The sequence below is a fragment of the Bacillus cereus group sp. N21 genome (genome assembly GCF_016483395.1).
In the GTDB taxonomy this organism is placed as follows: Bacteria; Bacillota; Bacilli; order Bacillales; family Bacillaceae_G; genus Bacillus_A; species Bacillus_A pseudomycoides.
Genome location: NZ_JAEHBX010000035.1, coordinates 22,125 through 39,391, shown reverse-complemented (window position 1 = coordinate 39,391; position 17,267 = coordinate 22,125). Strand labels below are relative to the sequence as shown.

Sequence of the window (17,267 nt, the reverse complement as noted above, 5' to 3'; positions counted from 1 at the left end):
ACATACAAAAAAGCTAGTTTTATACTAGCTTTTTTACATAATAACTATTATTGTGATTGTTCATTTTCAATACATATAATCACATTTTCCCATTCCCTAGTAGTGAAATTTAAACTCCCGTACCCAAATAATTCTGTACATACATTTTCTATACTCGAAGGGTTTGCTCGTAAAAGATCCCACCGTAATGCTTTGGGTAAGTCATACATCTTATACTCCTTGCTTTCTTTAATAGCCCCATCGACTTCCCGTTCACAAATTCCCCTTACTAAATAATCAACTCTTAGTTCTTGATACACTTTTTGAAACATCTCGCTATGGTGTTTCAATTGAAGCAAACAAGCAATATATGTACGGAACAATTCATCAGTACGATTACAGCATCTCATTATGTTTTCTATTTCACTCATAATTTTTTAGCCTTTTCTTGCATTTCTAGCAGCCACTTTTCCCGTTTTATCGCTTTACTTGTTTTTACAGATTGAAAGACTGAACGTTTTATTTGGCGTATACCACAAAATCGTAAAATCCCCTTTTTCATAATCACCCAATCAGCAGAGCGATATAAGAGTGCCACGTACCATAACGGCGAATCTAAAGTATTAATAACCCATGCTTTTTTTCCTATGAGTAATCCTTTTGGTAACGCCCCTTCATATTTATAAGCAAACCCTGTAACAAAAACGCGATCAATAAACCCTTTCAAAATAGCTGGCATTCCCCACCACCATATTGGATAAATAAAAATAAAAAAATCTGCCTCTTTGATCAATTTTCTGTATTTCGCTGTCTCTTCTTCATATACTAAATCACGTCTTCTCTTATCTTCATTAAAAATAAGTACTGGGTTAAATTGTTCCTTATATAGGTCAAGCAATGTAACAAAATGATTTGTTTTTTGCAGTCCTTTTTGTACATTTTCTAATATAGCTGCATTGAAACTAGATGGATTGGGATGTGCATATATGATTAGTACATTCATCTCCAAACAACACCTTTCCTTAAATTCCCTTTTGACTCCGCCTGGTTTGCATGATATTCTAATACATGTCAAGTAGCAAGCCTACATGACACAACAACTGACACCTACTCGGCGAAGGTGTCTCTTTTCGTTTTTAGCCGAATGAAATGCCTCTTTCAGGGCATATTCAACTTTTGACACTACACACTCAACACCATTCCCTTGTATCAGGCTGCTTCTGCAGTCTTTTACTCTACATACTCCTTTTAATTTTCAGATAAATCATAGCATGAAAAAAGAGAGCCTAGCTCCCTTTTCGCGCCTTATAATATACCCCTTTTTCAGCATAGAGGTATTCTTCATCAGCTAAAGTAATTTTCCCATCCAGTTTCAATTCGTCTAATAACCTTGATAAATAAAATTGGTGTAACATTTTTTTCGTGAATTTTCCTTCATGATGCGAAACGATATGTTCTTGAATATCTAATAGTGATATTGGTTTATCTTGCTCCATCATATATTCATATACTGCATTACGCAGCTTTACGTATTTTTCAAGTGTCACAGTACAATTGCAACCCCTTTCTTCTTATTCTGTTGTTTTTAGAATCGGTTTTTTTGCAACAAAAAAACCTCTTCGATAAGAAGAAGTTACGTATTTATCTTCGTCTTATCTCCCAGAACAAATATGTTCTGCTGGAATTAGCACCTGCATCGCGGTTGCTGGGTTTCATCGGGCCAGTCCCTCCACCTCTCTGGATAAGAAAATATTCACTTTATAGCCTACTATAGCCATTTTCATTTCAATTGTCAAATCATATAAAGTGAAACTTTAATCAATTGAACCATTACTATCTGTAATAGCAGGGATAAAACATTTAAAACAAGTTATATTTTCTTTTCTAACGCTCATACTAGAAGTGTATGCAATAGAGTGGAACTTTAATCAGTGGGGGTTTTCTTCATCCCCCACTGATTATTAGCCCGACCAATCGAGCTTTTACGGGCAGTTTAACTCCCACCTAACTTCTTTTCTTTCACCGAATTTTGAGGTAGGAGTATTACTGCCCACAAATAGCGGGATAAAGGAGGAATATATAATGAGCAAAAACGCACGTGGATATGTTCAAGATTCTTATCATTCTTTACATGGAGCAAAACAATCTTTAGAAAACGCATTACAAACAGTCGAAAAAAGTGATAATCGAGAACGTATAGAACAATCATTACAGGCTGTGGAGCACGCCTTACAAAAATGTGATCATGCGGTTCATATTTTGGAACAAGAATAAATACATCCCATCTATTTACTAGGTGGGATGTAACTCAAATGGCATACTAAAACAGTATTGCCGTGACAATTAAAAAATATACAGAATTAACGATTTCTAAAACCCCTACTTTTAAAATAGATATTTTCTTACCATATAATATAATTGCTCGAACTAGACTAGGTATAAAAACTAGAGAAAGCCATGGGTTTACTACAAACAATGCAACAGTTAAGAAAATGTGATATCCCCATGATACATAGCGATATGTCGGGTTATTCTTTTCACGTATCATTGTTTTTACATAAAATGTACTACCTAAAAAGTATAAAAAAGAAGTTGCTGCAATCCAACATGCTGTTTCATCAATTGTTTTCATTGAAAAATAATAACTAATCAAACCGCCCGTGCAGAAAACAAGTATTGCACAAATATCATTTACTAAAGCTCGTTCCCTTTTTTGACGAGCAAAATATATATTCACAAAAAAGAGCGGAATCATAACAGCTGCGAAGAAAAGAATTCTCCACTCGTATAGTAAAGATAGTATACCGAAGACACATGCAATAATAAAATAAATAATTGCTGAATGTAAAAATGCTTTCTTTCGCGGTTGCTTCATGTACATTAAAAATGGATATGTTGCTAAATAGATAAATAACCAAGCGATAAAGAGTGGAATATGATAGAAAGTAGCTTTACCAAGTATTACACTAAGTATAAATGGAATCAGCAGCATCCCCCATGCACCGTGCTGCTTTGGAACAACTAGCTTCATGAATAAGGCATCTCCTCTTTGAATTTTTTCTCATTTACTATTATATAAAAAATCTCATATAAAAATCGAAGCATATTAAATCGATTTCTTGACATTTTTCACATTATAATATGTATGAAAAAATGCTTCTCACCAGTGGTAAGAAGCATGAAAGAGGCAAACGAATATGTAAGTCGCGACCCTACTTTATATTCTTATGCTTTATGATATGTACTTATGCTTTGTTTACTTGAGATAATAGCTCTTTATCATCATCTAAAATTCCATATTTCTTTTTAAACCTTGTAATAATTCTAATCCACGATGAGCTAAACAAAACAAGAAAAATTACATTTGAGAGTGCATGAGCTAGATCAAAGTAAAAACTTGCAGCGTAGTATGCAATAAAGTCTTTCCATATTAATCCTTCTAAAAAGCCAAGTATCCCCCACAAGTTCATAATCCAGCCAAAAACAAAGCCGGCTATGAACCCATAGATGACTCTCCCCCATAACTTTCTCATTATAAATGTATTTCGAAGTAAACCAGCTATAAAGCCTATCATTCCCCAAGAAAACATTTGCCACGGTGTCCAAGGCCCCTGTCCTAAAAATATATTAGATACAAGTGCTGCCGTTGCCCCAATCATAAAGCCTGTTTCACTTCCAAAAACAATTGCAGATACAATAATAACAAAAGATGTTGGTTGTACACTCGGTATAATGGAAAACGGTACACGACTAACTGCTGCTATTGCTGCTAAAACAGCTACAATGACTATTTCACGTGAAACAAATGCTTTCCTCTCAAATCGTATATAAAAAGGTAACATGATAATGGATAATAAAAATAAACTACACCAAATATAATATTTATCTGTTACAAAAGAAGTAAAGAGAAGCGTACTTATTACAATAATGAAACTAAGCATTATGAGAGAAAAATATCGTTTGGACACGATTGGTACACATCCTCCCACGTTAATGCATAAGGTAATTGCTTGCGAATAAAACGATTAATAGATGTTGTATAAAAGAAATTATCACTAAAGAATTTCTTTGGTGTATCATCCATAATTACGTTCCCATCAAATAACATCATACAATGATCAACATATTTAGCTGCAAATTCAATGTCATGTGTTGCCATCACAATTGTTGTTCCTTCTTTTTGTAACTCTTGAAACAGCACACCTAATTTTTCTTTTTTTTCTGGATCAAGCCCTTTTGTCGGTTCGTCTAGTAATAATAAATTTGGCTTCGATAATAAAGCCGTACATAGTGCGATTAACTGTTGTTCTCCCCCACTACAATCATGTGGATGACGATCTCGAATAGAATGAAGCCAAAATCTTTTCAACATATCTTCTGCGATTTCTTTCCCTATATCACCATATAATTCATTTGCTCTTTCAAAAACTTCATCCCACACCGTCTCAAATGTAAAATGATAATATGGATGTTGCGATACAAAACCTATTCTTTTAAATCGTTCCTTTGAATCAATTTTATGAATCTCCGTTCCGTTCCACCGTACTTTTCCTCTTCTAGTTTTGTTTAATCCTGCCAAGATGGTTAAAAGTGTTGATTTTCCAGTACCATTTTTCCCAACAAGCGCAGTCCACTTCCCTTGTTCAATTGATAAGGTTAAGTCCCGTAAAATAAAAGGGCTATTTTTTTCATATTGAAAGGATATATGTTTTACTTGTAAAATCACTTCTTTTTTTTCTGTTTGCGATATAACTGGCACTTCATGTTCGATAGGTAACTCGGAATGAATTTGTGTTTGTGCTCCCCTTACCGTAAAGGGTATTTGCTCTACATTCCATTCTAAAAACAATCTTGGAATTTGAGGAATAAACGGTCGGAATTCTTCTACTGTCCACATTTTAGATATAACCTGTTGCGGAATTCCATCATAAATAATTTCCCCAGCATTCATAAACACAACTCGAGTTGCTAGTGGCATTACTTCGTCTAAACGATGTTCACTCATGATAATTGTAATCCCGAGTTCTTCGTTAATTCGTTTCAATAACCCTAAAAAATCTTTTGCTGCAATTGGATCAAGCTGTGCTGTCGGTTCATCAAGCAGTAACAATTTAGGTTGCAAAACAAGAACTGCCGCTAAATTAACAAGTTGTTTTTGTCCTCCCGATAGCGTGTGAACAGACTGGTGTAACAAATCTTGAAAACCTAAAAAACTAATTAATTCAGCGATTCTCTTTTGAATTATACTTGTCTCTAAACCAACATTTTCAAGAGAAAATGCCAATTCTTGAATTACCGTATCCATAACAAGTTGATTTTCTGGATTTTGAAACACCATTCCCACTTCTTGTGCTGACAATAAGTCTGGCATCTCCAGTAAAGAAGTTCCATTATAATACATACTACCTGTGCGCTTTCCAATTGGGAGTAACTCTTTCTTAAAATGTTTCAAAAGTGTTGTCTTACCACATCCTGAACCACCAGCGAGCACAATAAATTCACCTTGAGAAACCGCTAAGGAAACGCCTGTTAATGCTTGTACTTTTTCATCAGCATACGTAAATGCTAAGTTTTTTATTTCTGCATGCGCCACCATAACCATTCCCTCCCTTCCATTATGATTGGTAAACTAATAAACAGTATAAATAACACGAATAATAGTCCATCATATTGCTGAAATACAAGTGATTCCACCCTTGGATAGATTAATAGTTTACCAGCACCACAATAATTAAACACAAAACAGCTTAGTAATAAAATCACTAAACAGGCAAGTATATACCAATCTTGCCTTTCCATTCGATATCGAATGTACGTACTACGCTTCGTCACTCCAAATCCACGCGCTTGCATAGAATCTGCCGTTTGTAATGCATCTTCTAGAGAACAAACAAGCAACACCTGTAAGAGTTTCATTCCATTTTTGATTCTCCCTATGAATGAGCCTGAATCTAATTGAACACCTTTTGTTTTTTGAACAAGTGTAATTTGTCTTAAACGCCGGATGAATAAAGGAACAAAACGCACTGTTATCATTGTCAATAGCGCCACTTTCGGTGAAATCCGTGAAAATAAATACAAAAATTTATGACTTGAAATCATGTCATTGTAGGAAGTAAATGTGAACATAATAGCAAGTAATAATAATCCCATTATTAACCCATACATGCACGCTTCTAATGTAATTCGATTATCCCCTAAACGAAACAATGTCGTCGCTCCCCTATGCGTTAGCAAAGGATTTAACACAATCACCATTACAAAGAAAACAAATGTGCTTGGTAACATTGTTCTTATTTTCTCGCCATTTCCTTGCATGATGTTTAACAGTACAATCATAATAATCGCACCCATTAAAAAAAGAGGGTGAAGACACATCGTACATAGTATCATCACCCCAATATAATAGAAAAAATTCACAAAAGGATGTAAAGAAGAAAAAATGATTTTCATAACCTTTACCTAAAGCCCTTTCCTAATTTAACACATATACCCATTCGATTTTATCTCCTGGTTTTACTTTATATGCACCTGCACTTCGGTTTGGAAAAGTACCATTGACACGGTATTTCCATCCACTTTTCGGTCCTTTGTCAAATTCATATAAGTCATTGATTCCTTTTATATATTTACTATTTCCAGATCCAGTTGAATCAATCTCCAATCCCGTATTCTTTAGTACATCAAAAACTGTAGTTCCTTCTTGCATATCTACTTTTTTCGCACCTAATAAATACCCCTGATCTCCATGTACAGAAATGGTAACTTGCTTTTCCTCTGGTTTTGGTGGTGGTACCGGATCTGGTTTTCCATCTCCTTCTGGTGGCACAGGACTTGGTGTAACCGTTCCAGAAACAGAATCTCCTCCTTGAGTTGTTTCTTTAGCCTTGGGATCTTTCTGCTGTTCCTGCTTCGGTGTTTCTTTCGGCTGATTAACTACTTTAGCTTCTTCTTTTACTTCTGGTGCTTTCTTTTGTTCAGCGTTTTCTTGCTGCGCTTTTGTTTGTTCTTGTTGTTTTTGCTGAGCAACTGGTTCTTGCTCTTTTTTCTCTTCGTTCTTTATTTCAGGTTGTTCTTGCGATTTTTGTTCCTGATTGTCCTTTTGTAGCTCTTCTTGTTGCTTTTTCTCTACTGATTCTTGCTGTTCTTCCGGTTTACTTTCTTCCTTTTTCTCTTCTTGTTTCAGTTTCTCTTTTTGTTCCGTTTTTGAAATTGCTTTTTGTTCAGATTTTGACTCATTTTGGCTACATCCAACAAGCAATCCAAATGAAAGGACAACTGAGAATAACCATTTCATCATATTCATGTTTTTCTCACCTTTCCTAATAAAATTAGGAGCAAATCATTGCTCCTAATTTTTGTTAAGCTGCTTTTCGTCTCCATAAAACATATGCTGAAGCGATACATAATACGCCCATTCCTACTGGCATAGCAGTATCCCAAGCAGATGCTCCTGTTTTTGGTAACTGACGATTTTTTGCAGTTTTTTCATTATTTACTGTGTTATCTTTCGTAACAACACGAGAGTTCTCATCGTTTGTTTGTTTCTCTTGTTTTTGAATCACTTCTTGCTTTTCAATCACATTGCTCTCATCCACTACAGGTTCCTTCGGCTCATCAACTAAGTTTATATCATCTTCAGTTGATGAATTTGTCCAATCATATACAGAACCTTTACCATTTACAAATGCCTTATATTGAACAAGTGCTAAAAGTGCTTGTTCAGTAGCCATACTACTACCCTCTTCGTCGCTTGGCAACCATTTAAATTCACCATTTGCAAGTTGGTATGATATTAAATTTTGAACTGCGTTTACATTATTTTTAGTAAATGCTTCACTAGTTGGATCAATCCCTGTAATAGCAAGTCCAATAATTGCTTGTGCAACACTATTAGAATTTTCTTGGCCATCAGCTTCGAATCCGCCAGTGTTCAATTGTTTATTTGATAAATATTGCACTGCTTTTTTTACAGCTTGCTTTACCTCTGGTTGTTTCTGATATGGTGCTAATGCCGATAAAACCATACCCGTTACATCAATATTACTAGCTTCTTTCTTACTACTTTCAACATTGTATGTCCAACCACCGTCTGTATGCTGTCCATTTAAAATCTCTTTTACTAAAGCCGCACGATTCCACTTTGCTCCAGCCGGTACTTCATATTTTTTTGTATCAAGTGCAAGTAAAGCAAATGTATAACCAGTAACAGAATTTAGTTTTTCAGATTGATATAGTTTTTGAACTAAATTCTTTCCTGCAACATTTGTTGGATTTCCATTTACCGCTGATATCGCTAAAACAGTTCTCGCTATATCTGTAGCGCTAAATCGTTCCACACGTTTTTCTACTTTTTGTGTTAAAGATTGTAAATAACTAATTTTTGTTTCTACTGGAATATTATTTCCTGAACGAGCAAGTGCAATTGCTACCCAATCACTATCGATTCCATCTTCCATCATTTTTTTTGATGTTTTAGCAATCGCTTGATCTAATTGCTTCATTAGTAATTCATTTTTGATTGGTTCTTTCAACTCATTAGGCTTTTGTTCTTGTGGCTTCTGAGCTTCAGGTTTTTGTCCATCCGGCTTTTGTTCTTCTGGTTTTTGTTCCTCAGGTTTTTGTCCCTCTGGCTTTTGTTCTTCTGGTTTTTGCTCCTCAGGCTGTTGTCCATCCGGCTTTCGTTCTTCTGGTTTTTGTCCCTCTGGCTTTTGTTCTTCTGGTTTTGCTGTACCTGAATCTTTTTTACAAGTTCCATTCTTATCGAGTACTTGTTGCAACTTTTCTATGCTCATATTGTCCCAATTTACAACAAAACGAAATGCAACAACATCTCCAGATTCTAATTTATAACTATCTGCCCCTACCATGGCAGCTTGATCATTTACATCATATGCCCATCCGCTTGTAGCACTTATATCACCAGCCATTAAACCGTCAATACCTTTAACATACATACCATACTTCGTATTCTCAGCTGTTACTTTAGTCCCCATAACTTTTTGTAACAAACTATAGGCTGTTTCTCCATCTTCAATTGACACTTCTTTCGGACATAAAATAACTCCTTTTTGCGATTCCCCAATGATCGCAAGTGTTGCTGTTTTCCCTTCAGCAAACGTAATATGTACAGTATTTGTAAATGAAACAAATACTAATGCCACTGCCATTATCAACGTAAGCAGCCATTTTTTTATCATTGCCATCCTTGGTTATTCCTCCCTTTGCTTACATATACATAAAAAAAGGCCCTTCAAGGGCGTGCAATAGCACTCTACCGTGAGTGCTAAACAAAATGCACAACACCTCCTCCTATCCGCATAGGTAGCGGTTGTATTTGTATAGGAAAGATCATGTAGCTGATGAATGTATCATTGTGATAACATTCACTTTTAGCGGCGAACCCATTTTTATTTCCACCAATTTCCTTTTAAAGTTATCGTATAAACGACATACCTATACATTCATCAAATTATAAATTTCTGTATTATTTTACTATTGACACGAGATTTTGTCTATGTTTTCTCTGATTTATTTTCTAAGAATAATAGCCGGTTACATTAAATTATAAAGCTTCTATTATATAGATACTACAGGTTACTATGAATCGGTTGTTCACATACAATAATACCATCTTCATCAGCATACACATACTGATTAGGAATCCACTTAATTTCTCCAAATTGCAAAGGAATTTCTGTTTCTCCTTTTCCTTCTTTTCTACTTCTCTTCGGCATTGTACCTAATGCTAAAATACCAATATTTATGTTTCGCAGTTACTTAGAATCACGAACACATCCATATACAATAATCCCTGCTATATTTCGTTCCTTTGCAATGTTTGCCAAGTTATCTCCAAGTAACGCACAGTTCGTAGAAGCACCTCCATCAACTACTAACACAGTCCCCTCTGGTAAAGTTTGCAGTGCTTCCTTTACTAATACATTATCATCTTTCACTTTAACCGTAGCAATCTTTCCATGAAATCGTTCTTTCTTCCCATATGATTGAAAAATAGGCTTACATACTTGTACGTCTCCTTCAAAAGCATCACAAAGATCTGTCGTTCTCCACATCTTTCTCCCTCTCTTCTTTTTCAATATATGTTACATATTCTTGTCGTTTTATTTTTCACCTGTCTTATATTGCGAAATTTTGTATACTATAGCTTCTTTCCCATCTGCATAATATTTCAAATTCCGTACATACTGTATAAAGGCTGGTGAATAGCTTTTATACAATTTTGTAGTACCTACAATCTTTTCTCCCTTTCCCTGGGGGCTGAGCAGTTAGCTTTTGCTAGCTGCTCTTTTGTTTTTATAATGAAGCTTTTGTTAAAAAGCTAGTTAACCTCTTTTCACTTTTTAATCATCAACACTGAAATTAGATAACTATTATGTAGTCATGAGTGAATATGACAACCTTTCCTTTTGACCACTCTCACGGCTGAAGCCATGGGATTCTTTTTCGCAAACACCCTACTTGCATTCTTCCAGAAGAAGATGCAGAGGCAAGACTTGGGCGAACAACTCTTAGCAGTGAAACACACCAAAAAGAGGGCAAGGTCTGTGCCAACTACGCCATTCGACAGGCGATACTTTTTTTCGGTTTATCATTTGGATGTTTGGTTTTTTGTCTCATATCTTCAGACAAAAAACGTCTATGCCAAACTGGTTGTTTATATACAATCGAAACGATTGGTTTTACGTCCATCTGATATAATTTACGGGCAATATTCTGTGCACCGTTTACATCACGATGGATTTCTGTTTTGTGAACAGAACATTTGAAACTTCGTCCATTTGCTTTGTGTCTACCACCACAAAATGGACAACTTTGTGACGTATAAATTTCCTCTGTTTTATCTATTTGTATACCTTTTAACCATGATTTGTATGTTAGTTTTTGTTTCATTTTCCCTTGGTTCCATAAAGATAATTGTTGTCTTCTCTTTTTTGTTGTTTTTTGTTTCTTTTTTTGGTTTTTCCTTGTGCTTTTTTCAATTCCTGATACATTTCCAATGACAAAATGTGTGGCATTTTCTTGTTCTAAAAACTCAACCACTTCTTTTGTTGTTTTGTGTTCTAAATATTCGAGTTGATTTTTACTTTTTTGACGAATACGATTTCGTGCCGTTTTATATTTTTTCCATTGACGAGAACCTTTTTTGCAGCGTGACATTTTTTTACTTAGGTCTGCTAATGCTTTTGCACGAAATTGAGAAATACTACGTATCGTTCTTCCAGAAATCAATAATGCTTTATCTTCTGTTGCGACGGTTACGGCATGAATTTCACCTAGATCACCACCAGCTACTTTTTGTTCTTGTCCAGAAAGGTCTTTTTCTGGAATAGAAACACTATAACAAAACCAATAGGCACCGTTACGCCATACAATTTCTGCGTAGTTACAATTTGATATATCCTCATGCGCCAAATTTGGAATCGTGATATGTGCATTTTTCTTTGGGAATTTTTCATTCCAGCCTTTTTTCTTTTTTTTCGTTAATAAATCGATAAGATTGATTTTAAAATCAGCGCGTTTAATTACAATTGTTTTGTCTGTGATATCCATACTTGCTTTTTTTAATGGAACGCAATAAAAATGTTTTTTTCTCCACGGATATTTTGCCTTTTTATCTGTTTTTCGCAGTTTACGAATCGTTTCACGATTGACTTCGTATTTATCCGCAATTGCTTGTACCGTTTGAGAATGCAAATTATACGTTTGTTTGCGAACTGATTGGATTTCTGTTTTACTGAGCCATTTCTTCCATGTGAAATAATAACTGGTCGCTTCGCGAACGATATCATTCCAAACAGTCGCTGCTTCTCGTTGCATAGAACGAAGAAATTCGTATAGTTCTTTTTCGTATGGAATTTGAAACGCATGCGTGACAAACATAATGTTTTCTCCTTTCTTATCTTATTTTCTCTTGCCTCTAGCATAGCAGAACAATAAAAATAGAGACGATTTTTATTTGCTTCCATCCCACGGCTAAAGCACGTGGGCTTTCCCGCTCACAAATTCTGTAAAAGGATAAGGGTGTGACAATATTGAATAGAAAAAATGATCAAATTGTTATTCATATAATAAAAGGCTCAACCATAAAAAAGTTTTTAATCTTAGATTTGGTTACTGGAACAGGAATTTATTATGTAGTCAAATTTATTTCTTCAAGCGTATTAATTGCACTTATTGGCAGTATCATAGGAACCGAAGGCATTAAAAAGATACCGAAATTCCAAAATAATACGAATTAAATTTCAGTACCTAGCCCCACTATCTTCACTCCATTAAGAAGAGCAAGCCTTCTCAATAAAGTGAAACTTTAATCAGTGGGGGTTTTCTTCATCCCCCACTGATTATTAGTTGAACCAATCGGGCTTTTACGGACAGTTGATCCCCCACCTATCTTCCTCGTTTCTCTCTGAATCTTGAGGTGGGGGTCTTACTGCCCGTTAATGCGGGATAAAATAATAAAAAGAGCCAAATGGCTCTTTTTATTACATTCCAGTACATGGATCTATTATATCTCCAACTCAATCATCGGAATTAATAATATACTACTCAACTACAATATCGTGTAGTTCAAAGCGAATTATTTTTTTAAATTCATCTAGTCCTAGTTCAACTTGATACCCTATCTTCCCGGCACTAAAGATTATTGTATCCAACTCCATAGCACTATTATCAATGACCGTAGGGAAATATTTTTTCATTCCAATCGGTGAACAGCCACCATGAATATAGCCGGTGAGCGAGAGTAAATCTTTAGATTTCAGCATGCTCATTGATTTTTCACGAACGCTAGAAGCTGCTTTTTTCAAATCTAATTCTTTATTTACAGGTACAACAAAAACATAGTGCTGCCCTGATTTCCCCATGGTGACTAGTGTTTTAAATACTTGATTAGGAGATTGTCCTAATACCAAAGCAACATCTATTCCACTAATCGCATCAGTATCCACATAGCTATAATGTTTATAATTGATTTTTTTCTTATCTAATAATCGCATTACATTCGTTTTGTATTCCATTGTGCTAAAATCCTCCTGCAACAAATTTATATGTACTATTTAATATATGAATTGAGATAAAGACGTTGGAAATATAATTTCAAATACATAAGTATTGTAGCTTACTTTGCTATTTTTTAACAAGTAATGACAAGCATATTCTATGACTCAAACTGTTTATATACAGTAGGATTAATTCATCCATTAATCTTGTTTTTATTTTCAAAAAACATTGATATTTCAAAAATCTTTTGTTATACTTTTGAAAAAACTTAAGGAGAGATTGAATATGTTTAATTCTAATACTTCTTTCCAACTTCATCATCATACATAATGCCGTGTATCCGAAGAATTTTTTCTTCGTGGGTACAGGGCTTTTCCTGTTACCCACGAAGCATTCATAAAGCTATGTGGGTATTTTTATACCTGCATAGCTTTTTTTAATTTAAAAAAGGAGTGATTCGAATGGATGTAAGAAATGTAAAAGGAACAAAAGATTATTTACCCGCGGAACAGTTGTTACGAAATAAAATTAAACGTGCTTGTGAAGAGACTTTTGAACGATATGGTTGTAAACCGCTTGAAACACCTACATTAAATATGTATGAACTTATGGCTTATAAATATGGAGGCGGTGCTGAAATTTTAAAAGAAATGTACACACTACGTGATCAAGGAAATCGTGAAATCGCTCTTCGGTATGATTTAACGATTCCATTTGCAAAAGTAGTAGCAATGAACCCGGATATCAGGCTGCCTTTTAAACGCTATGAAATTGGAAAGGTCTTTCGTGATGGACCAATAAAACAAGGATGGTTTCGTGAATTTATTCAATGCGACGTTGATATAGTCGGCGTAGAATCTGTTATTGCTGAAGCTGAATTGATGGCTATGGCATTTGATCTTTTCAAAACTTTAAACTTAGATGTTACAATTCAATATAATAATCGGAAGTTATTAACAGGTATTCTTAAATCAGTTGAAATTCAAGATGAACAAACAAACGATGTTATTTTATCATTAGATAAACTTGAAAAAATCGGAATTGACGGTGTACGGAAGGATTTACAAAGCCGTGGAATAGTAAATGACACTATAGAGGTTGTTTGTCATACAGTTGCATCTTGTATGACATTAGAACTTAATGAGTTTAAACAAAATTTCTCAAATTCACTTGTTACGGAAGGAATCAATGAACTACAGCAATTACAACAATACCTTCTTGCACTTGGTATCCAAGACAATACTGTTTTCAATCCATTCTTAGCAAGAGGACTTACAATGTATACAGGCACAGTTTATGAAATTTTTTTAACAGATGGAAGCATTACTTCAAGTATTGGTAGTGGCGGACGTTATGATAATATAATTGGAGCCTTTCGTAACGACAATACATCCTATCCAACAGTAGGGATTTCCTTTGGCTTGGATGTTATTTATACAGCTCTTACGCAAAAAGAAACGGAATCTACTTGTGCTGATATTTTCATTATTCCTATTAACACCGAAGTGGAATGTTTACGAATTACACAACTTTTGCGTTCTAAAAGTACCTTCAAAGTTGAGCTGGAACTTGCTGGACGTAAATTAAAACGGTCCCTTAATTACGCAAATAAAGAGAATATCCCTTACGTGCTTATTATCGGTGATACTGAAATCTCTACAGAAACCATTGTTTTACGTAATATGAAGGAAGGTACCGAAATGAAGCTCCCCCTATCTTGCATTGAAGATGGAACTTTAAAGGACTATTTTAAAAAAAGTAGCCTCCTAAAAGGTTAAGCCGTTCTCTTTTGAAGTATCCGCAGTAGATAAAAAACAGAGCAATTCGCACATGAATTCGCTCTGCTTTTTTATTGTTATATCAATGTTTTTTATGTTATTAGAGGGTTTAATCACATGTATAAATGCCATACTGTTTAGCAGCTGCAAAAAAAATTGTTATTCACCTCGGAGCATTCTTCATTTATTAGGATTTGTTATTATGCTCCACATTTATGACAACATTTCCCTTCTTGTGTCCCTGCTCGACATATCTATGAGCTTCCACAATCTCTTCAAACGAATAGTACCTGTCAATAACCGCTTTTATCCTCCCCGTCTCAACAAGTTCTTTAAGGAAGTCTAATGCTTCGGAAGTTTCAGGTGTATTTTGACCTAATATTAGTTTCTTACTACTTGTCAATTTAGTCCATAGCATTCGAACACTTGGCAACGGTTCAACGACATTTATATAGGTACCGTCCTTCTTTAACAATTTGATACAATCTGAAAATGAGCTCTTGTTTACCGCTTCAAAGATAACATCATAAGTCTCGTCTGTAGTAGAAAAATCTTTTGCAGTGTAATCAATTACCTGATCGGCTCCCAGAGATTTTACCAATTCTACATTTGTGTTACTGCACACCCCTGTAACTTTTGCTCCGAAATACTTAGAAATCTGTACCGCATAACTTGCTACACTTCCAGAAGCTCCATAGACAAGAACACTTTGATCGCTCTGAACGTTAGCTTTTCTAAGAAAAAACAAGGCTGTACGTGCCCCAATTGGAATGGCAGCGGCTTCCTCATAGGTTATATTAGAAGGTTTAATAGATACTGCTCCATCTTCAGGCAAACAAATATACTCGGCATAAGAACCAAAACCCACTTGGGTAGCCGCAAAAACCTGGTCTCCTTCCTTAAACCGCTTGACATCTTTCCCTACTGACTCAACTTCTCCAGCTAACTCCATTCCTAATATTTTTCTTTTAGGTTGGCTAAAACCAAGTGTGATTCGAGCTGGTAACCAAACAGAAGGAGGAACCGTAAAACTCCGTGATCGAATATCTCCTGCTGTTACGGTTGTTGCTTTTATTTTGACCAGTATTTCATTTTGCTTAGGAACAGGTTTCTCTACCTCTTTCAGTTGAAGAACGTCGGGGGGACCGTAATTTGTGTACACAATTACTTTCATTAATCTTCCTCCATTTTGTTCTATTTATTAATATCATACGGATAATATGAATAAATAGAACAATGGTTCACTCTTCAATAATTGTTCTAAACTATCCTGTCCTATTAATTAAAAAATGTATTTAAATCATACTTATTTTTATATATACTTTTTCCAATTCTGGTATCTCAAAAGAGGACGGCTTACTAAAAGGTTGGCCACTTTTTTCTAAATAATCTTTTAGCTATAATTCCAAATAAAGTTTACATAACAATTTTATGGTATACTTATTTTATCAATCGAAATAGCAAGTTCGTTCTTCACTTGTTAAAAATTGAAACCATCTCTGCCTAAACTTAATTTGCGCTGCATCTGCGTATACATGTGCCTCCATTTTTAAAGCTTCCGGAATTGGTCTTGAGTGCTGACTTTCTACTACCACTTGATCTTCTTGAAGAACTTTCAAACTATACCGGCTAAAATATGTAGGAACGGAATTTTTTTCGCAAAATTTCTACCTGCTAATCCAAAAATTATTGTTTCTTCTTCATCGTATGTACGTTTTATAGTATGAAAATTCGAGCTTTAATAGACACAAATAAAAGAAGAAACCTATATTGTTTCTCCTTTTCCATAAAATATTCTATTTTATAACCAAATTATATTATGAGAGTTTGTTTAATAGTTGATTCAAATCTTGCTTTGTTTTCGTCGTTAATGATTTTATTCGTTTCACATCTATTTTTTCTTTTTCAGCTGCAACAATTAAAGGATACATGCTTTGTCCAATTGTTTTATAATCAGTTGGATGAGTCGCTTCTAACTCTTTTTCGATTACATCCCATTTTTCATTTATTTGCTTCCCTAGTTTATTCACTGTATCTAACTTAGGGTTTGCGGCTAATTGTTTATCCAAACTGTCAATAAGTTGCGCAACTGCTTTCACATTCGTTTTCACAGCCACGCCTTTATTTGTATCTTTCGTTGCAGTTTTTCCATTAGTAGCTTGGTCTGTTGTTTTTGTACTTGTTTCTTTTTCTTTCGTTTTCTCATTTGTTGTTTTCGCACTACTCTCAGTTCCAGATGATTCTTTGGAATTCTTTTGATCTTTCTCTGTTTTTTCGTTAGTAGATGTGTTTGTTTCTTTCTCATCGTTTTTCGTTGTAGATGTTTCATCAGCATTCGTTGTTTTCGCTTCTTCCTGCGCGTTCGTTTGTTCCTTTTTCACTTGATCTTTTTCTGTGGAGGTATTACAAGCTGTAATGGAGAGCATTGTACCAATTGCTAGTGATGCAATTGTTATTTTTTTCATTTTCATAAAAAGCCTCCTATAT

Annotated in this window: 16 protein-coding genes, 2 pseudogenes and 1 riboswitch; of the genes and pseudogenes, 3 read left to right on the top strand and 15 right to left on the bottom strand. The window is 34.8% G+C overall.

Annotated features, from left to right (window positions below):
* Window positions 1–47: 47 nt before the first annotated feature.
* From JDS96_RS18815 to JDS96_RS18805, 3 genes are all read right to left on the bottom strand, one after another.
* Window positions 48–410, bottom strand: coding sequence for a hypothetical protein (locus tag JDS96_RS18815; protein ID WP_199667673.1), 363 nt, complete (start codon window positions 408–410; stop codon window positions 48–50).
* On the bottom strand, window positions 407–982 hold the full coding sequence (locus JDS96_RS18810; RefSeq protein ID WP_199667672.1) for an NAD(P)H-dependent oxidoreductase: 576 nt from the start codon (window positions 980–982) through the stop codon (window positions 407–409). The genes JDS96_RS18815 and JDS96_RS18810 overlap by 4 nt, the downstream gene beginning before the upstream one ends.
* Window positions 983–1,265: 283 nt before the next feature.
* The gene (locus tag JDS96_RS18805) at window positions 1,266–1,526 is read right to left on the bottom strand and encodes a hypothetical protein (protein WP_003202914.1); all 261 of its coding nucleotides are present in this window, start codon (window positions 1,524–1,526) and stop codon (window positions 1,266–1,268) included.
* A 102-nt stretch (window positions 1,527–1,628) separates the two neighbouring features.
* A riboswitch (SAM riboswitch) is annotated at window positions 1,629–1,727 on the bottom strand.
* A gap of 334 nt (window positions 1,728–2,061) precedes the next feature.
* Here JDS96_RS18805 and JDS96_RS18800 point away from each other — a divergent pair.
* Window positions 2,062–2,253: a hypothetical protein gene (locus JDS96_RS18800; RefSeq protein ID WP_199667671.1), complete on the top strand. Its 192-nt coding sequence runs from the start codon at window positions 2,062–2,064 to the stop codon at window positions 2,251–2,253.
* A gap of 46 nt (window positions 2,254–2,299) precedes the next feature.
* Here JDS96_RS18800 and JDS96_RS18795 read toward each other — a convergent pair whose 3' ends face one another.
* From JDS96_RS18795 to JDS96_RS18760, 8 genes and pseudogenes are all read right to left on the bottom strand, one after another.
* The gene (locus JDS96_RS18795; RefSeq protein WP_098135514.1) at window positions 2,300–3,010 is read right to left on the bottom strand and encodes a YwiC-like family protein; all 711 of its coding nucleotides are present in this window, start codon (window positions 3,008–3,010) and stop codon (window positions 2,300–2,302) included.
* Window positions 3,011–3,224: 214 nt separating this feature from the next.
* A complete protein-coding gene (locus JDS96_RS18790; RefSeq protein ID WP_199667670.1) occupies window positions 3,225–3,947 on the bottom strand; it encodes an ECF transporter S component in 723 nt (240 codons plus the stop codon).
* Window positions 3,920–5,581, bottom strand: coding sequence for an ABC transporter ATP-binding protein (locus JDS96_RS18785; protein ID WP_199667669.1), 1,662 nt, complete (start codon window positions 5,579–5,581; stop codon window positions 3,920–3,922). Before JDS96_RS18785 ends, JDS96_RS18790 begins: the two co-directional genes overlap by 28 nt.
* A complete protein-coding gene (locus tag JDS96_RS18780) occupies window positions 5,554–6,432 on the bottom strand; it encodes an energy-coupling factor transporter transmembrane component T (RefSeq protein WP_026008614.1) in 879 nt (292 codons plus the stop codon). Before JDS96_RS18780 ends, JDS96_RS18785 begins: the two co-directional genes overlap by 28 nt.
* 22 nt (window positions 6,433–6,454) lie before the next feature.
* Complete coding sequence (locus JDS96_RS18775) at window positions 6,455–7,285, bottom strand: DUF4430 domain-containing protein (protein ID WP_098124935.1); 831 nt, start codon at window positions 7,283–7,285, stop codon at window positions 6,455–6,457.
* 55 nt (window positions 7,286–7,340) lie between these two features.
* Window positions 7,341–9,185, bottom strand: coding sequence for a DUF4430 domain-containing protein (locus JDS96_RS18770; RefSeq protein WP_199667668.1), 1,845 nt, complete (start codon window positions 9,183–9,185; stop codon window positions 7,341–7,343).
* Window positions 9,186–9,569: 384 nt separating this feature from the next.
* Window positions 9,570–10,055, bottom strand: a pseudogene (gene rraA, locus JDS96_RS18765) (ribonuclease E activity regulator RraA).
* Between the two features lie 499 nt (window positions 10,056–10,554).
* Window positions 10,555–11,883: an RNA-guided endonuclease InsQ/TnpB family protein gene (locus JDS96_RS18760; RefSeq protein WP_199667667.1), complete on the bottom strand. Its 1,329-nt coding sequence runs from the start codon at window positions 11,881–11,883 to the stop codon at window positions 10,555–10,557.
* A 149-nt stretch (window positions 11,884–12,032) separates the two neighbouring features.
* Here JDS96_RS18760 and JDS96_RS18755 point away from each other — a divergent pair, with 149 nt between their 5' ends.
* Window positions 12,033–12,242: a hypothetical protein gene (locus tag JDS96_RS18755; protein ID WP_033799665.1), complete on the top strand. Its 210-nt coding sequence runs from the start codon at window positions 12,033–12,035 to the stop codon at window positions 12,240–12,242.
* 303 nt (window positions 12,243–12,545) lie between these two features.
* Here the strand turns inward: JDS96_RS18755 and ybaK are convergent, their stop codons facing one another.
* Window positions 12,546–13,019, bottom strand: coding sequence for a Cys-tRNA(Pro) deacylase (gene ybaK, locus JDS96_RS18750; protein WP_199667666.1), 474 nt, complete (start codon window positions 13,017–13,019; stop codon window positions 12,546–12,548).
* Window positions 13,020–13,463: 444 nt separating this feature from the next.
* Here ybaK and JDS96_RS18745 point away from each other — a divergent pair, with 444 nt between their 5' ends.
* A complete protein-coding gene (locus JDS96_RS18745) occupies window positions 13,464–14,780 on the top strand; it encodes a histidine--tRNA ligase (protein WP_199667665.1) in 1,317 nt (438 codons plus the stop codon).
* A gap of 187 nt (window positions 14,781–14,967) precedes the next feature.
* Here the strand turns inward: JDS96_RS18745 and JDS96_RS18740 are convergent, their stop codons facing one another.
* The 3 genes and pseudogenes from JDS96_RS18740 to JDS96_RS18730 form a co-directional block, all read right to left on the bottom strand.
* A complete protein-coding gene (locus tag JDS96_RS18740; protein ID WP_199667664.1) occupies window positions 14,968–15,954 on the bottom strand; it encodes an NAD(P)-dependent alcohol dehydrogenase in 987 nt (328 codons plus the stop codon).
* 274 nt (window positions 15,955–16,228) lie between these two features.
* A pseudogene (locus JDS96_RS18735) lies at window positions 16,229–16,485 on the bottom strand (aromatic ring-hydroxylating oxygenase subunit alpha); the annotation flags it as partial.
* Between the two features lie 112 nt (window positions 16,486–16,597).
* Complete coding sequence (locus JDS96_RS18730; RefSeq protein WP_199667663.1) at window positions 16,598–17,251, bottom strand: hypothetical protein; 654 nt, start codon at window positions 17,249–17,251, stop codon at window positions 16,598–16,600.
* Between the last annotated feature and the right edge of the window lie 16 nt (window positions 17,252–17,267).